At 51.1% G+C, this 15,820-nt stretch carries 13 protein-coding genes, 5 tRNA genes and 2 rRNA genes (1 of these 20 cut by a window edge); 19 read left to right on the top strand and 1 reads right to left on the bottom strand.

Going from position 1 to position 15,820, the window contains the following annotated elements:
- Both ACJJIS_RS19400 and rrf read left to right on the top strand, forming a co-directional pair.
- Positions 1–1,982 (top strand): 23S ribosomal RNA (locus tag ACJJIS_RS19400) (it extends 900 nt beyond the left edge of the window).
- Between the two features lie 203 nt (positions 1,983–2,185).
- A 5S ribosomal RNA gene (gene rrf / locus ACJJIS_RS19395) occupies positions 2,186–2,301 on the top strand.
- A gap of 772 nt (positions 2,302–3,073) precedes the next feature.
- Here the strand turns inward: rrf and ACJJIS_RS19390 are convergent.
- Positions 3,074–4,033 carry a hypothetical protein gene (locus tag ACJJIS_RS19390; RefSeq protein WP_444906491.1) on the bottom strand — a complete coding sequence of 320 codons (960 nt, stop codon included), beginning with the start codon at positions 4,031–4,033 and terminating at the stop codon, positions 3,074–3,076.
- A gap of 154 nt (positions 4,034–4,187) precedes the next feature.
- On the opposite strand from ACJJIS_RS19390, the gene ACJJIS_RS19385 reads away from it, so the two are divergent.
- From ACJJIS_RS19385 to rplA, 17 genes are all read left to right on the top strand, one after another.
- Positions 4,188–5,636: an alpha/beta fold hydrolase gene (locus ACJJIS_RS19385; protein WP_475708841.1), complete on the top strand. Its 1,449-nt coding sequence runs from the start codon at positions 4,188–4,190 to the stop codon at positions 5,634–5,636.
- Positions 5,633–6,370 carry an ABC transporter ATP-binding protein gene (locus ACJJIS_RS19380; RefSeq protein WP_444892710.1) on the top strand — a complete coding sequence of 246 codons (738 nt, stop codon included), beginning with the start codon at positions 5,633–5,635 and terminating at the stop codon, positions 6,368–6,370. Before ACJJIS_RS19385 ends, ACJJIS_RS19380 begins: the two co-directional genes overlap by 4 nt.
- Positions 6,367–7,557, top strand: a complete 1,191-nt coding sequence (locus ACJJIS_RS19375; protein WP_475708840.1) for an ABC transporter permease — start codon at positions 6,367–6,369, stop codon at positions 7,555–7,557. The genes ACJJIS_RS19380 and ACJJIS_RS19375 overlap by 4 nt, the downstream gene beginning before the upstream one ends.
- A gap of 27 nt (positions 7,558–7,584) precedes the next feature.
- Positions 7,585–8,697 carry an alanine racemase gene (gene alr, locus ACJJIS_RS19370; protein WP_475708839.1) on the top strand — a complete coding sequence of 371 codons (1,113 nt, stop codon included), beginning with the start codon at positions 7,585–7,587 and terminating at the stop codon, positions 8,695–8,697.
- A gap of 5 nt (positions 8,698–8,702) precedes the next feature.
- Positions 8,703–9,704: a bifunctional biotin--[acetyl-CoA-carboxylase] ligase/biotin operon repressor BirA gene (birA, locus tag ACJJIS_RS19365; protein ID WP_475708838.1), complete on the top strand. Its 1,002-nt coding sequence runs from the start codon at positions 8,703–8,705 to the stop codon at positions 9,702–9,704.
- Entirely contained in the window at positions 9,701–10,438 is a 738-nt protein-coding gene (locus ACJJIS_RS19360) for a type III pantothenate kinase (RefSeq protein ID WP_444906487.1), read from the top strand. Before birA ends, ACJJIS_RS19360 begins: the two co-directional genes overlap by 4 nt.
- Before the next feature lie 14 nt (positions 10,439–10,452).
- The gene (locus tag ACJJIS_RS19355; protein ID WP_475708837.1) at positions 10,453–11,142 is read left to right on the top strand and encodes an SPOR domain-containing protein; all 690 of its coding nucleotides are present in this window, start codon (positions 10,453–10,455) and stop codon (positions 11,140–11,142) included.
- Positions 11,143–11,334: 192 nt separating this feature from the next.
- Positions 11,335–11,410, top strand: a tRNA-Thr gene (locus ACJJIS_RS19350).
- A 108-nt stretch (positions 11,411–11,518) separates the two neighbouring features.
- Positions 11,519–11,602 (top strand) — tRNA-Tyr (locus ACJJIS_RS19345).
- Between the two features lie 56 nt (positions 11,603–11,658).
- Positions 11,659–11,732, top strand: a tRNA-Gly gene (locus ACJJIS_RS19340).
- A gap of 69 nt (positions 11,733–11,801) precedes the next feature.
- A tRNA-Thr gene (locus ACJJIS_RS19335) sits at positions 11,802–11,876 on the top strand.
- 129 nt (positions 11,877–12,005) lie between these two features.
- Positions 12,006–13,199 (top strand): elongation factor Tu, encoded by a 1,194-nt coding sequence (gene tuf, locus ACJJIS_RS19330; RefSeq protein WP_475708836.1) that lies wholly within the window; start codon positions 12,006–12,008, stop codon positions 13,197–13,199.
- 97 nt (positions 13,200–13,296) lie between these two features.
- Positions 13,297–13,372 (top strand) — tRNA-Trp (locus ACJJIS_RS19325).
- A gap of 116 nt (positions 13,373–13,488) precedes the next feature.
- Positions 13,489–13,857 carry a preprotein translocase subunit SecE gene (gene secE / locus ACJJIS_RS19320; protein ID WP_108731643.1) on the top strand — a complete coding sequence of 123 codons (369 nt, stop codon included), beginning with the start codon at positions 13,489–13,491 and terminating at the stop codon, positions 13,855–13,857.
- 10 nt (positions 13,858–13,867) lie between these two features.
- Entirely contained in the window at positions 13,868–14,401 is a 534-nt protein-coding gene (gene nusG / locus ACJJIS_RS19315) for a transcription termination/antitermination protein NusG (RefSeq protein ID WP_108731644.1), read from the top strand.
- 154 nt (positions 14,402–14,555) lie between these two features.
- Positions 14,556–14,987, top strand: coding sequence for a 50S ribosomal protein L11 (gene rplK, locus ACJJIS_RS19310; protein ID WP_108731645.1), 432 nt, complete (start codon positions 14,556–14,558; stop codon positions 14,985–14,987).
- The gene (gene rplA, locus ACJJIS_RS19305; RefSeq protein ID WP_108731646.1) at positions 14,988–15,683 is read left to right on the top strand and encodes a 50S ribosomal protein L1; all 696 of its coding nucleotides are present in this window, start codon (positions 14,988–14,990) and stop codon (positions 15,681–15,683) included.
- Positions 15,684–15,820 lie beyond the last annotated feature (137 nt).

Here is a 15,820-nt window from a genome sequence, read left to right as displayed (position 1 = left end):
ATACCGAGGAGTGCAATCGCGGGAGACACACGGCGGGTGCTAACGTCCGTCGTGGAAAGGGAAACAACCCAGACCGCCAGCTAAGGTCCCAAATATCAGTTAAGTGGGAAACGATGTGGGAAGGCCCAGACAGCTAGGAGGTTGGCTTAGAAGCAGCCATCCTTTAAAGAAAGCGTAATAGCTCACTAGTCGAGTCGGCCTGCGCGGAAGATATACCGGGGCTCAAACTGATAACCGAAGCTGCGGATGCTCTTAGGAGCATGGTAGAGGAGCGTTGTGTAAGCCGTTGAAGGTGGATCGGGAGGTCTGCTGGAGGTATCACAAGTGCGAATGCTGACATGAGTAACGATAAGGGAGGTGAAAAACCTCCCCGCCGGAAGACCAAGGGTTCCTGTCCAACGCTAATCGGGACAGGGTTAGTCGACCCCTAAGGCGAGGGCGAAAGCCGTAGTCGATGGGAAACAGGTTAATATTCCTGTACTCGCTATTACTGCGATGGAGTGACGGAGAAGGCTAGGCCAGCATGGCGATTGGTTGTCCATGTTTAAGGTTGTAGGCTGGGGACTTAGGCAAATCCGGGTCCCTAAGGCTGAGAACTGATGACGAAGCCCACTTAGTGGGTGAAGTGGTTGATGCCCTGCTTCCAGGAAAAACTTCTAAGCTTCAGGTAATAGTGAATCGTACTCTAAACCGACACAGGTGGTCAGGTAGAGAATACCAAGGCGCTTGAGAGAACTCTGGTGAAGGAACTAGGCAAAATGGTACCGTAACTTCGGGAGAAGGTACGCCGGTTTTGGTGATGGGACTTGCTCCCTAAGCTGAGGCCGGTCGAAGTGACCAGGTGGCTGCGACTGTTTATTAAAAACATAGCACTCTGCAAACTCGTAAGAGGACGTATAGGGTGTGACGCCTGCCCGGTGCCGGAAGGTTAATTGATGGGGTTAGCTTCGGCGAAGCTCTTGATCGAAGCCCCGGTAAACGGCGGCCGTAACTATAACGGTCCTAAGGTAGCGAAATTCCTTGTCGGGTAAGTTCCGACCTGCACGAATGGCGTAACGATGGCCACGCTGTCTCCACCAGAGACTCAGTGAAATTGAAATCGCTGTTAAGATGCAGTGTACCCGCGGCTAGACGGAAAGACCCCGTGAACCTTTACTACAGCTTTGCACTGAACTTTGAGCCTATTTGTGTAGGATAGGTGGGAGGCTTTGAAGCAATGACGCTAGTTGTTGTGGAGCCGTCCTTGAAATACCACCCTGGTATGTTTGAGGTTCTAACTCTGGTCCGTTATCCGGATCGAGGACAGTGTATGGTGGGTAGTTTGACTGGGGCGGTCTCCTCCCAAAGAGTAACGGAGGAGTACGAAGGTGCACTCAGCATGGTCGGAAATCATGCAATGAGCATAATGGTATAAGTGCGCTTGACTGCGAGACAGACATGTCGAGCAGGTACGAAAGTAGGTCATAGTGATCCGGTGGTTCTGTATGGAAGGGCCATCGCTCAACGGATAAAAGGTACTCCGGGGATAACAGGCTGATACCGCCCAAGAGTTCACATCGACGGCGGTGTTTGGCACCTCGATGTCGGCTCATCACATCCTGGGGCTGAAGCCGGTCCCAAGGGTATGGCTGTTCGCCATTTAAAGTGGTACGCGAGCTGGGTTTAGAACGTCGTGAGACAGTTCGGTCCCTATCTGCCGTGGGCGTTGGAGATTTGAGAAGAGTTGCTCCTAGTACGAGAGGACCGGAGTGAACGAACCTCTGGTGTTCCGGTTGTCACGCCAGTGGCATTGCCGGGTAGCTATGTTCGGACGGGATAACCGCTGAAAGCATCTAAGCGGGAAGCCTCCTTCAAGATAAGATCTCCCTGAGGCCTTGAGCCTCCTGAAGGGCCGTGGAAGACTACCACGTTGATAGGCTGGGTGTGGAAGCGTTGTGAGGCGTTGAGCTAACCAGTACTAATTGCCCGTGCGGCTTGACCATACAACAGAGATGGTTACTAACGACTAGCTAAGCTAGCGGATTGTGAGTTAGAGACATACGATCGCTTGCGGTGTATTACTACAGATTGTTTTACCGACTTATTTGGGGTTATCGCCGGTCAATAACATGACCGAGGCAAACAGCGATAACGCGGCAGGCCAAGCACATTGCTTATAAGACCAACGCCAACCCAAGCCAGTTTGCCTGACGACAATAGAGTTGTGGAACCACCTGATCCCTTGCCGAACTCAGAAGTGAAACGCAACATCGCCGATGGTAGTGTGGGGCTTCCCCATGTGAGAGTAGGTCATCGTCAGGCTTCTAATCCGAAAGGGCCACCCAACAGGGTGGCCCTTTTTTTATGGCTAAAAATATTTTAAAGAAGCAAAAAACAAAAATAAAAAAACTAAGAAAGGGAAAGCAGGAATTACTAAGTCGAAATTAAATAGAAAAAATAAAATAGTTCTGAAGAACTTTAATACTCAACTTTCTATTTAAAAAATCAGTCAGTAATTAAAAAAAGAAAAACCTAAAACTACCTGAGCACCTTAAACAGACGCTCTCCTAAAAAGCCTATAAAAATAGGTCTTTACCGATCTTCTCTCCAAATGCCTTTACACTCACTCAAAAAATAATCAAACAAAAATAACTCGCGTAAAACTCAGAAAAGTACCCATACCACTCCCGCCAAAAATTAAATTTAGCCGGTAAAAATATCGGTGATTTTTTAGTCTCTGCAGTAATCCCTTGTAACACGGGGCCTGCAGCCTGTTTATTAAAGTTATACACAACTCTATCCAGACTTTCTGTTAGTAACACCTGGCTGTGGAAATCCGCGCAAAAAGTGCTGCTTTTTTACCCGCCTTCAATAGAGCCAAGCAACCACGGGGCTGGCCGGGGATATCCCGGAGTTATACACAACTCTATCCATGGTTTCTGTTGGTAACAAAGGCGCCATAAAACGGACATCAGTTATTAACAGTGTTATGAGCGATAAATCTGTGGATTACTGCGGCTGATTGGTACGCCAGTATTCGAGAGAAGAAAAATTTGGGGATAAAAAAAGCCCCACCAGGTGGGGCTTGGGTGGGCTAGTAAGCAAAGGCGTTATCTGGAACGAGGTCAAAGTTCATATCATTCAAACTGAGGTCTTCCAGTGGAACCAGCTCGGCAGGGAGAGCAAAGCGTCGTGCGGCATTGTTCTGGTGCCAATCCAATACTTCAATGTCTGCTGACTCTTCTTGCTGTAGGTCTTGTAAAAAGGTCTTCAGCTCAGTGGTGCTCGCAGTAATTAGCGACTGGTAGTCGTAGGTTCCCAGTAGTTTAACGAAGCGGTATTCATCTGTGGCATCTTCAATACGCAGCCAGGCCTGCCCATTGGAATTACCATCCTCGCCGAGAATAACCGGGCCGTGATCATCGTCGAACACTGGAACGAGCTGATAATCGGGAACAGGTAGTATTGTCCCAACCCAAACCCAACCAGAGAGGCTGGTGCGGCTTAATTGCCATTCACAGAGCCATACCGTCTGATCATCGTCTATGCGAAATTCCCGGTACTCCCTTTGGCTTAAATAGTTGTCAAAGCTCACTTCGGCATTGGGGTTATCTTTACGAAAACTATGAAGCTGTTGTGTCATTTCATAGTTTACTTCCCAATGCTTTTTCAAGCGCCACTGCATTGGGTATTGGCCCCACTCAACGATATATTCTTCGTGCTCGCGAACAGTTTCGACTACGCGCCAAAAGGCGCCGTCAATAAGAATGCAGGTATCCCCGAGCTTACAGCCCGGTGCAATGATGCTGCATTCAGGTGAGGCTTCGGATGCACTCACTAAGTGTTCGCTACGCCCTTCAATAACGTCATACCAGGGAAATCCGTGACGCAATGGTGGCGGGAATGCCAATGGCGGCCGACCGCCAAGTAATCGTCGGAAGAGAACCGATTTTTCAATTTCAAGATCAGAAAGTGTATAGCCTTCCTGTTGTGTGATTTGGCCCCAGGCAAAGGCGGCTCGGATTAGGTGTTTTTCTCGGTCTGAAAAGCTCATGGGTGCAATCATGGGCAAGTAAATAAGAAACCATACCACTGTGCAGGGGTGGGCGCTAATGCAAATGCAATTATCTGCCTTTTGTTGGATGACGACACCTTAGGAGCAGTTCGATACACTGGTTGGGATAAATTCGTTGGATAGGGGGTTTGCAGTGGTTTGGATACAGAGGTTTGCGATCTTCGCGATCAGCTTGTTTATAGGGCTATCTCCAGCAGTTGCAGAAGAGAGAGAAGAGAATAACTTCGAGTCCTGCTACCTGGACGGCTGGAGCCATGCTCTGCACTGTACAAAGATACCGGTTGGTGGGGGAGAAGCTGCAGTAGATCTAGCGGTAATGATAGCCCCAGCAGTTAATGACATTGGACTGGAGCCACTTTATTTACTGGCCGGTGGCCCCGGTCAGGCAGCCAGTTATCTGACCCCGATTCTAAATGCCTTATATAAAGTCAATCAGAGTAGGGCGATCGTTCTTGTCGATAGGCGCGGCTCGGGTTACTCGGCTGCATTTGACTGTGGGATCGACGGAGAAGTCCATATGGATCTGGAGGCGGTCACCGATCAATTCTCAACTTGCTACCTTGAAAACTCCTCCTTTGCGAAAGCGCTGCATAGCCGTCAAGCGGTTGATGATCTGGAGGAAGTGCGCCTCCAGTTGAGACATAAAAAAATTGCTTTGTGGGGAGGTTCTTGGGGAACTCGTACCGCGCTTCTTTACCAGCAATGGTATCCCGAAAGTTTAAGTGTCCTGATCCTGGATGCCGTAGCCCCGATTGATTCAAAAGTTTTTCTTACTGCGCAAGCTGCTGAAAAGGCGCTGCTAAAATTGGAGAAAGACTGCAGTCAGGATCCGGTGTGCTCCGAATTTGGCGATTGGAGATCTGACCTGGATAGCTTGCTTAGGGACTGGGATGGAAGAGCATCGAACTTCCCGGACCCCCACTCTGGTCGCACAATGGAAACAAGTGTTCCCCGTAGCTTCATACAAAACCTGATAAGGACCGCGCTCTACGCACCTGAAACGGCAGCGCAGTTACCATACGCTATTAACCAGGCTGAGGAGGGTAATTATTTACCGCTATCGGGGTTGGTTGGACTTTTATCTGATGATGGAAGTATGTCTATGGGGCTCACCTTATCAGTTGCTTGCGCTGAAGAATTAAATCGCACTACAGAGGAAGAGCTGGCTGCAGATATTCGCGATAGCTTTTTAGGTGATGCTTTTTTTGAGATTTTTGCTGAGGGTTGCAAGGTGTGGCCCGTATCTCCTATCACTTACGAAGTCCCGGAAGAAAGAAATCATCCTGTGTTAATTATTTCCGGGGAGGCTGACCCTATTACCCCACATTATTATGCGGAACAAAGCTTGGGGTACCTTTCAGAATTAAAACAGGTAGTGGTTCCAGGTGGTGGACATATCAATAGTATGCGCGGTTGTATACCAAAGTTAATAGATGATTTTCTAAAATCTCCACTTGCTTCTTTAGATAGTGACTGTATTGCGGATATTCAAAGACCACCTTTTATGGCGGGTGCTTTTGGACCTGAAATTGATAAAGCGGTATCCAGTGAGTTGCTATCGAGCCAAGGGGATAACAAATGATTGCTGTTAAATCTATTCACAAGCAATTCTCTGGAAAGAAAGTACTCAAAGACCTGAATTTCAATATACCTGATGGCCAAATAACTGCTTTGCTGGGGGCCAATGGAGCCGGTAAAACTACTTGCCTGAGAATTATAACGGGGTTGGTAAAACCGGATGAAGGTACAGTATTTGTTAGTGGGCTTAATGTGGCCGAAAATCCATTAGAAATAAAGCGGCAATTGGGCGTTGTCGGCGATCGTGAAGGCTTGTATGAACGACTTACTGTAGCGGAGTACTTATCATTTTTTGCCAGTGCGCAGGGATTATTTGGGGCAGAGCTTAAGCGCGCATTGAATTCTGTTCGAGAAGAGCTGGAATTAGAAGATTTGTGGCAACGTCGGACAAAAGGCTTTTCCCAGGGGGAGAGAATGAAAGTGTCGCTGGCGCGGGCACTAGTCCACCGGCCTACGCATTTGATACTTGATGAACCGACGCGCGGGCTTGATGTCCTTGCAGCGAGACTGCTGCGGAAAACACTTCTGCGGTTGCGCTCTGAGGGCGTAGCCATTTTATTTTCCAGCCATATTATGGCTGAAGTTACTGAGTTGTCAGATAGAGTATTGGTGATGGCTAACGGTGCTATTGTCGATAGTGGTACCCCCGATGAGCTTGTAGAACGCACAGGCTGTAAAAACCTGGAAGATAGTTTCGTCACTCTGGCTTACGGGGTTAAAGGGGAGGTGATGGCATGAAATTTTTAAACCTATTATTTACTCCCGCCATGTCTGCTCTTCTGAAGAAGGAGTCTTTAGAGGTTTGGCGTGACCGGCGAGCACTGTATTTATCTTTGCTGTTTGCCATTTCATTTCCCGGAATGATCGCATCGATGACTCTGTTTATGTTTAAGTCCCAAGGGGAGAGGACATTTCAGCTAGCGTTGTTAGGCGGGCAGGATTTACCAGTATTAGAGCAGCAGCTGAGTAAAGGGCGGGTGGAACTGGATAGCCTGTCAGAAGGGGACCCGATAGCTTTACTTGATGAAGGTTACGATGCAGTTGTGAAAATTGATGAAGGTTTTTCTACCGATTATCGCAATTTCCGCAGCCCCAAGGTTTATTTGTATGTTGATAGCTCCGATCGTTTCAGCGGGCAAGGCGCGAGTCATGTTCAACAAAAGCTGGGTGAGCTACAACAGCTCATTGTTCAACAAAGAATGGTCGCTAGGGGAGTCCCACTAAAAACAATAGCACCCTGGCAAGTCCAGGTTAGGGATGTCAGTACCCCGTCTACCCGCAGTGCCTGGATTGTTGGTTCAATACCGACACTCTTGATAATGACGCTGTTTATAGGTTGCCTGTCCTCGTCCATTGATGCCTCTGCCGGTGAGCGGGAGAGAATGAGTTTTGAGGTATTACTGCAACAACCTCTGGCCGCCTGGCAGGTGGTCCTGGCCAAGGTTCTCGCTGTAGCCAGTATCAGTTGGTTATCTTCAATTCTCGCGTTAGTTTCGCTAATGGCTGTTTTTCCATTTTTGCCCTTGGCTGAAATGGGGATACAACATGCAACTACGCTGAGTGGCATGGTTGCTATGGCGCTAGCCCTGCTCCCACTGGCTCTATTGGTTGCCGTACTGCAAATATTGTTAGCGTTGCGTTCCCAGTCATTTAAAGATGCCCAAACTCAATTGAGTATATTGCAGATTTTACCTGTCACTATGTTGTTAATATTGGATATGTCATCCATAGAGCTAGAGGAGCCTGCCTGGCAGTTGGTCCCGCTGGTCGCGCAACAGCAGTGGTTTAAGGCTCTACTGGTTGGGGAAACGGTCTCCATATCTCTGATGATCGCTGGCTCACTAGTCAGCCTTTTGTTGGTTGTTGGGTGTATATTAGGCGGTGCCCGAGCGCTGCAGCGAGAGAGTCTGCTCGGAGCTACCTAGCTTACTGATTTAGAGAGTTGTACTGGTATGAGTGACTTTCGTGAAGGGTTATTAAGTATCAACCTGAGGTCTGTAGCAGATAACTATCAGGATCTGGCTAATCGCTTGAAAGCCGGCACCCGGTGCGGTGCGGTGGTTAAAGCGGATGCTTACGGCTTGGGAATGGCTCATGTTGCACCTGCGCTATACGCTCAGGGATGCCGCGATTTCTTTGTGGCCACCCAAGTCGAGGGGGAGCGCTTGCGCAGTGACCTCGGCAACGATGTGAATATAGTCATTTTTACCGGTGTCAGGCCTGGTGCTGAACTAGAGTGCGCTCGCGCGGGTTTGATCCCCACATTGTTTACTCTGGATCAATTGAAGAGCTGGGTTGAAATCTGCGAGAAAGCTCAGTTGGAGGCCCCTTGCGCCGTAAAAATTGATACCGGCATGACTCGGCTGGGATTGACCCCAGATGAGTTCGAATTGCTGCTCAAGGACCGCCCTCTCTTGGAGTCCGCCGATGTTCGGATGTTCTTCAGTCATCTTGCCTGTGCAGACCAGCCCCAGCATCCGCATAATAAGCTTCAGTTGAACGAGTTTAAGACCGCGGGCGATCGCTTGCGGGAACTGTGCCCGGATATTCAGCTCAGCCTTGCGAACTCATCCGGCATCTTTTTGGGTGAGGACTATCACTTTGATATTGCCCGACCGGGCTCCGCACTATACGGCCTTAACCCTGTCCCTGAGGCTGAAAACCCGATGCGTCCAACGGTGACTTTGGGCTTGCCAATTGTCCAAAAGCGCTATGTCAGTCAGTCCCGGTCTGTGGGGTATGGTGCGACCCAGGAAGTTCCCGGAGATAGTTGGCTTGCGGTAGCTCGGGGTGGATATGCCGATGGCATTATACGAGCTCAAGGGGGGCGGGGGCGCGGATGGGGGCACGGCCGCCCGCTGCCAATTGTCGGGCGTATATCAATGGACTCCACCACTTTCGATATTTCGGGTCTCAGCGAAGAGGAGCGGGACTCCCTTCAGTCGATCGAGATTCTCAATGACCAGCTTACGGTGGATGAGGTCGCTGGGTATGCCGGGACTATCGGTTATGAAGTCCTGACGAGCCTCGGGCATCGCTATGGCCGCCATTATGTAAAAGGTTGAACAAATTGCAGGACGTCGCCGCAAAAACACCATTAGAACAGCTTCGCCCGGTGCTGGAGCTTCTGGCGGATGGGGAAATACACTCGGGAGAATCCCTCGGGAATGCGCTTGGTGTCAGCCGAGCCGCTGTTTGGAAACAACTACAAAAGCTCGAGAGCTACGGCCTGACGCTTGAGTCTGCTAAGGGGCGAGGTTATCGCTTGCCGGGAGGTCTCGACCTGCTATCTGAGCAGACTGTTACCGCTCAGCTGGATGGTTCAGCCCGAGCGCTACTGCGCGAGTTGAAGGTTTTTGATGAGTTGAGTTCAACGAACTCGCTGTTATTGGAGCGTTTTGAAGAAGGTAAGGGACACGCTGTAGCGATTCTCGCCGAGCGGCAAAGTGCCGGTCGGGGCCGCCGTGGTCGCAACTGGGTCAGCCCCTATGCCACAAGTATCAGCCTCTCAGTGGGCTGGGAGTTTAATGGCGGTGTACAAAGCCTGGAGGGGTTGAGTCTTGCCGTCGGTGTTGCTGTGGCAAAAGCGCTCGAGCGTTTTTCTGTACCGGGCGTGCGCCTGAAGTGGCCAAATGATGTGTGGTGCCAGGGCCGTAAATTGGCCGGTGTATTACTTGAGCTAAAAGGGGATTTAACCGACCGCTGTTCAGTGGTTATCGGTATCGGGTTGAATAATGGTCTCAACGCAAAGACAGCAGAGGAGATTGATCAACCATGGGCAGATCTCCAGCAAGTCCGTCCTGGTATTGGCCGCAGTGAATTAACTGCGGCGATACTCAGCGAGCTGTTACCGATGCTGGAAACTTACCCGGAAGGGGGGTTCGCCACTTACCGGGAATCGTGGTCAACCCTAGACCAGTTTGCCGGGCAGCCAGTTCAGTTGCGGTCAGGTAATTTGAGCTGGGAAGGTGTTGCGGCCGGTGTCGATGAAAAAGGAGCCTTGTTACTCGACACTGATAAAGGGCAAAAGTCATTTCATGGGGGGGAAATCTCGTTGCGGGGGCAGGTGTGATTCTAGAGCTGGATGTCGGCAATACACGGGGTAAGTGGCGCTACCTGGTCGAAGGCGAGGTGATAGCCCGTGGTGATATCGAAACTGGGCAGTTGCGCCAGCAGGTTTTGCCTGAGGGTTGGGCAGACTTAACCCCCTACCGTTTTCGGGTAGTGAATGTCGCCGGTCCCGTTGTTGCTGAATTCTTGAGTCAGGTGGCCCGAGACCTGTTCACACTGGAGGCTGAATTCTCTGCAGTGGCACCTCAATGTGCCGGCGTTATCTGTGGGTATGAAGACCACTCCGCCCTGGGGGTGGATCGGTGGCTGGCAATGTTGGCGGCCTACCAGCAATCTCCCCGAGCATCATTAATTGTGGATTGCGGCAGTGCGGTCACCTTAGATTTACTGGACAATAGCGGGCGCCACATTGGGGGATATATCGTTCCCGGTTTCGGATTGATGAATCGCGTTCTCAGTGTCGATACCCATGCAGCAAAGAGTCGTGAGGCACTGGCCCTGACAAAAACATTGGGCGCGGGACGCAATACCAATGAGGCGATAAACCGTGGCCTCTTGCTGATGGTGTTGGGTGCGGTTGATCGAGCAATGGAAGAATTGCAGGTCCACTCCGGTTCCCTCCCTTTATTGTGGTTAACCGGTGGGGATGCGCAGTTGCTCTCCGCAGTTTACCAGCACGAACATCGCCTGGTTCCTGATTTGGTGATGGATGGGTTGGCCCTTAGTAATCCATAAAAATTTACTCTGTTATGCGCTGGATAGCCCTTTCTTTAGTTGCCCTGAACGCTGTGCTTTTTGCCTGGTATATGTTGGTAGCGCCATCTCCGCAGTTAAGTAGCGGCAAGAGCCCGATCCCTCACGAGTCGGAGGGAAAGAAAATTACCCTCGTTAGCGAAATATCCCCTGAAGAGCTGCCTGCTCCAGAGAAGGCTGGGGCACTGAGTAAGGAGTCCTTTGAGGTTGAGCAGCTTTGTACGCTGTTGGGGCCTTTCGCGGAGGAGTACCAGGGCGAGGATCTCTTGCAGCGAATCCGGTCCCTTCAGGTTAAAGCCGAACTGCGTGATATAGAAATGCAGGGGCAGATGCGCTACTGGGTATATCTGCCGCCACTGAGTTCGAGGCGGGAGGCCTATAACCGCTTGCGTGAACTACAGTCTCAGGGGATCGACAGCTATGTCATTCCCAAAGGCGCATTGGAAAATGGCATTTCATTTGGGATTTTCAGTGAGCGAGCCCGAGCTGAGTCCCATACCGCCGTTTTGAAGGAGAGGGGGGTTGCCGCGCAGTTCAAGGAGGAGCCGCAAACCTATATGGAGCGGTGGATAGTTATGCCCCCTGGCAGCACAGAAAGTCTTGCAGAAGAATTTTGGCGACAACTGCAAAGTGAATACCCGGATCTGGATCGGCGCCCAAATCTTTGTTCTGAAGTACTTGGCTAACAAAAAAGCAGATTTATCAGAAAATCATCAGGTGGCGTCTCGAATCGCTGTTTTTTTCAACAAGTTGGAATAGGCGACATAAAAAATATGATTTATCTGCAAAAAGGGTGTTGCGTGTCGAGATAAGTTCCCATAGAATCCCGCCTCCATTGACGAGGGTGACTTAACAACTTCGGCAATGAACGGGATAGGGCTGGCGTAGCTCAGTTGGTAGAGCAGCTGACTTGTAATCAGCCGGTCGGGGGTTCGACTCCTCTCGCCAGCTCCATTTTCATCCCGTTGCTGTCAAAATTAGGTTTCGCTGCTAAGTATGTGAAATTTAAAGAAAAATTGTTGACAGTGCAGCGAGATGTGTAGACAATGCACACCGCTTTGAGCAGGGGTTCCCGAGTGGCCAAAGGGATCAGACTGTAAATCTGACGCGAAAGCTTCGGTGGTTCGAATCCACCCCCCTGCACCATATTACACCTTAGGGTGTTGCGCGAAATCGAATGGTTTCGCATGGAGGTCCCGAAAGCGGGCATAGTTCAATGGTAGAACCTCAGCCTTCCAAGCTGATGATGCGGGTTCGATCCCCGCTGCCCGCTCCAAGTTTTGGGGTTGGTTGGAATGCTCTCCAGGGTGCAACATTTTAAGATGCCGTTATCGGCAAGGTTTTAGCTCATGTAGCTCAGGGGTAGAGCACACCCTTGGTAAGGGTGAGGTCGGCGGTTCAAATCCGCCCATGAGCTCCATTTTATATGACCGCAAGGGTGAAAGCTCTTGCGGTTGTTTGTGTCCGGGGTCGGATTTTCCGGGTCGGATGTGCATGTTCTGGACGTGGGTGGTGCCGTTATCGGCTCGCCTATATATAGGAGGCTGCAATGGCAAAAGAAAAGTTTGAACGTTCCAAGCCCCACGTGAACGTGGGCACCATCGGTCACGTTGACCACGGTAAAACCACCCTGACTGCTGCTCTGACCCGCGTATGTGCGGAAGTTTGGGGTGGTGACGCTGTTGCTTTCGACGGTATCGACAATGCACCGGAAGAGCGTGAGCGCGGTATTACCATCGCTACTTCTCACGTTGAGTACGAGTCCCCGACTCGCCACTATGCTCACGTAGATTGCCCGGGACACGCCGACTACGTTAAGAATATGATCACCGGTGCTGCTCAGATGGACGGCGCTATCCTGGTATGTTCCGCAGCTGACGGCCCCATGCCGCAGACTCGTGAGCACATCCTGCTTTCCCGTCAGGTAGGTGTACCTTACATCGTTGTATTCCTGAACAAAGCGGACATGGTAGACGACGAAGAGCTGCTCGAGCTGGTAGAAATGGAAGTTCGCGAACTTCTGGACCAGTACGAGTTCCCAGGTGACGACACTCCGATCATCGTTGGTTCCGCTCTGATGGCCCTGAACGGCGAAGACGACAGCGAAATGGGTACTACCGCTGTTAAGAAGCTGGTAGAGACTCTGGACGAGTACATCCCTGAGCCAGAGCGTGCTGTAGATCAGCCGTTCCTGATGCCGATCGAAGACGTATTCTCTATCTCTGGCCGTGGTACTGTTGTGACTGGTCGTGTAGAGCGCGGTGTGATCAACACTGGCGACGAGATCGAAATCGTTGGTATCAAAGAAACCACCACTACTACCTGTACTGGTGTTGAAATGTTCCGCAAGCTGCTCGACGAAGGTCGTGCTGGTGAGAACATCGGCGCACTGCTGCGCGGCACCAAGCGTGACGAAGTAGAGCGTGGTCAGGTACTGGCTAAGCCGGGCTCCATCACTCCGCACACCAAGTTCGAAGCGGAAGTGTATGTGCTTTCCAAGGACGAAGGTGGTCGTCACACCCCGTTCTTTAAAGGCTACCGTCCTCAGTTCTACTTCCGTACTACCGATGTAACTGGTGCGGTAGAGCTGCCGGAAGGTACTGAAATGGTAATGCCGGGCGACAACATTCAAATGGTTGTTACCCTGATCGCTCCGATCGCCATGGAAGACGGCCTGCGCTTCGCTATCCGCGAAGGTGGTCGTACCGTAGGTGCGGGCGTTGTTGCTAAGATCATTGAGTAATCTTTGATTTCTGCATCACAATATCCTATGTGGTGCACCAGGTGGGAGAGTTCCTGTAGCTCTCTCATCTTTGAGTGCGAAAGTGCTCACACTGTACAGGCCAGTAGTTCAATTGGTAGAGCACCGGTCTCCAAAACCGGGTGTTGGGGGTTCGAGTCCCTCCTGGCCTGCCATTTTTAATCACTCCGCTTAGATAAGCTTAGGGGTGTCGCAAAACCCTACTTGTCAGTGGGGCTTTTGTGTTTATGAGCGCTAAAAGATTATCTATAGTGCGCTAAGGGCTTCTTATATGAATGCTAAAACAGAAGCGAAAACCTTTCGTCTTGACGGTCTGAAGTGGTTGTTAATAGTGCTGCTGGTGGGCGGTGCTGTTGCAGGCAATTCATATTACGCCGAATTCCCTTTGTTTTACCGAGTGTTGGCAGTAACTGCCATCTGTCTGGTAGCTCTGGTTGTGGCTGTAAATACCGCCAAAGGCAATGCGTTGTGGCAACTGTTGCGCGAAGCGCAAACTGAAGTCAGGCGTGTGGTTTGGCCGACCCGCCAAGAAGCAACCCAGACCACAGCGATTGTGGTTGTTTTCGTGTTGATTATGGCGCTTATCTTGTGGGCGCTTGATTCGGCTCTGGGTTGGGCGGCTTCCAAATTTATCGGCTAAAGGTTGATACATGTCAAAGAATTGGTATGTGGTCCAGGCTTACTCGGGCTATGAGAAGCGTGTCGCCAGCTCCCTGAAAGAGCGCATTGAGCTGAACGAAATGGACCACCTGTTTGGTGAAGTCCTGGTTCCCACGGAAGAAGTGGTTGAGATGCGCGCAGGGCAAAAGCGCAAGAGTGAACGCAAGTTTTTCCCGGGCTATGTCCTGGTAGAAATGGAATTGAATGACGATACCTGGCACTTGGTGAAAGAAACTCCCCGAGTACTGGGTTTTATCGGCGGTAAGGCGGATAAGCCAGCCCCGATTACTGACCGCGAAGCGCAGGCTATCCTGAATCGCATTGACGATTCCGCCGATAAGCCCAAGCCCAAGACTCTGTTTGAGCCCGGTGAAATGGTTCGAGTTATCGACGGTCCGTTTAATGATTTCAACGGTGTGGTTGAAGAGGTTAACTACGAGAAGAGTCGCTTGCGAGTGGCTGTGTTGATCTTCGGGCGTTCCACCCCGGTTGAACTGGAGTTCAGTCAGGTAGAGAAGACCTGATTCCAGTATAAATTTTTTGCCCCCTTTCGCCGCGAGGTGGAAGGGGGTTTTCGCGTCCCCGAAAAATGAGTTTTCATTTCGGGGTTCGGGGAGCTTGCCCTTAAACCTTATGGCTGAGTGGCGGGCGTTAATACCCAACTAGAGGAGAGCTGTAATGGCTAAGAAAGTAGAAGCTTATATCAAGCTGCAAGTTAAGGCCGGTCAGGCCAACCCGAGTCCGCCCGTTGGTCCCGCACTGGGTCAGCACGGTGTGAACATCATGGAATTCTGTAAGGCGTTCAACGCCCAGACCCAGAGCCTCGAGCCAGGTCTGCCAGTTCCAGTTGTAATCTCTGTATACAACGACCGCTCCTTCACCTTCATCATGAAGTCGCCGCCCGCCGCTGTACTGCTGCGCAAGGCTGCCAAGATCAAGAGCGGTTCCGGTCGTCCGAACACTGAGAAAGTGGGTAAAGTAACCCGCGCTCAGCTGGAAGAGATCGTAGAAATGAAGAAAGCAGACCTGACTGCATCCGACTTGGACGCGGCCGTGCGCACTATCGCTGGTTCCGCTCGCAGCGCCGGTATCGAAGTGGAGGGTCTCTAAGTGGCTAAATTGAGCAAGCGTCAGCGCGTAATCGCTGAGAAGGTTGAAGCTGGTAAGGCTTACGGTATCGAAGAAGCCGTAGCTCTGCTGAAAGAGCTGTCCAACGTTAAGTTTGCAGAAACTGTAGACGCTTCTGTAAACCTGGGCATCGACCCACGTAAATCCGACCAGGCTGTTCGCGGTGCAACTACTCTGCCGCACGGTACTGGTAAAGAAGTTCGCGTAGCTGTTTTCACCCAGGGTGCTAACGCTGACGCCGCTAAAGAAGCGGGCGCTGACTTGATCGGTATGGACGAGCTGGCTGCCGACGTTAAAGCAGGCAAGATGGACTTCGACGTAGTAATCGCTTCCCCCGATGCGATGCGCGTTGTAGGTCAGCTGGGTCAAATCCTCGGCCCGCGCGGCCTGATGCCGAACCCGAAGACTGGCACCGTAACTCCAGACGTTGCTACTGCGGTTAAAAATGCCAAAGCGGGTCAGGTGCGTTTCCGCGCTGACAAAGGCGGCATTATCCACGGTGGTATCGGTAAAGTTGCTTTCGATGCGAACTCTCTGAAAGAGAACCTGGAAGCTCTGGTTGCCGACCTGAAGAAAGCCAAGCCGGCTTCTGCAAAAGGTGTATATCTGAAGAAGATCACCCTGAGCACCACTATGGGCCCGGGTCTGGTTATCGATCAGTCTTCCCTGAACATCTAAATATCACTGCGGGGTGTGATCACCTCTCAGTAAATCGAACTTTGGGGTCCACCTGAATGCTTCGGCACAAGGTGGGCCGTCAAAGACCGTAGGTGTCAGGTGCGTTGAGGTTTAACGTGCCTGGCTTAATCCGAACT

It is taken from the genome of Microbulbifer maximicatervae (SeqCode) (genome assembly GCF_056231245.1).
This window is presented reverse-complemented; position numbering and strand designations above follow the sequence as displayed.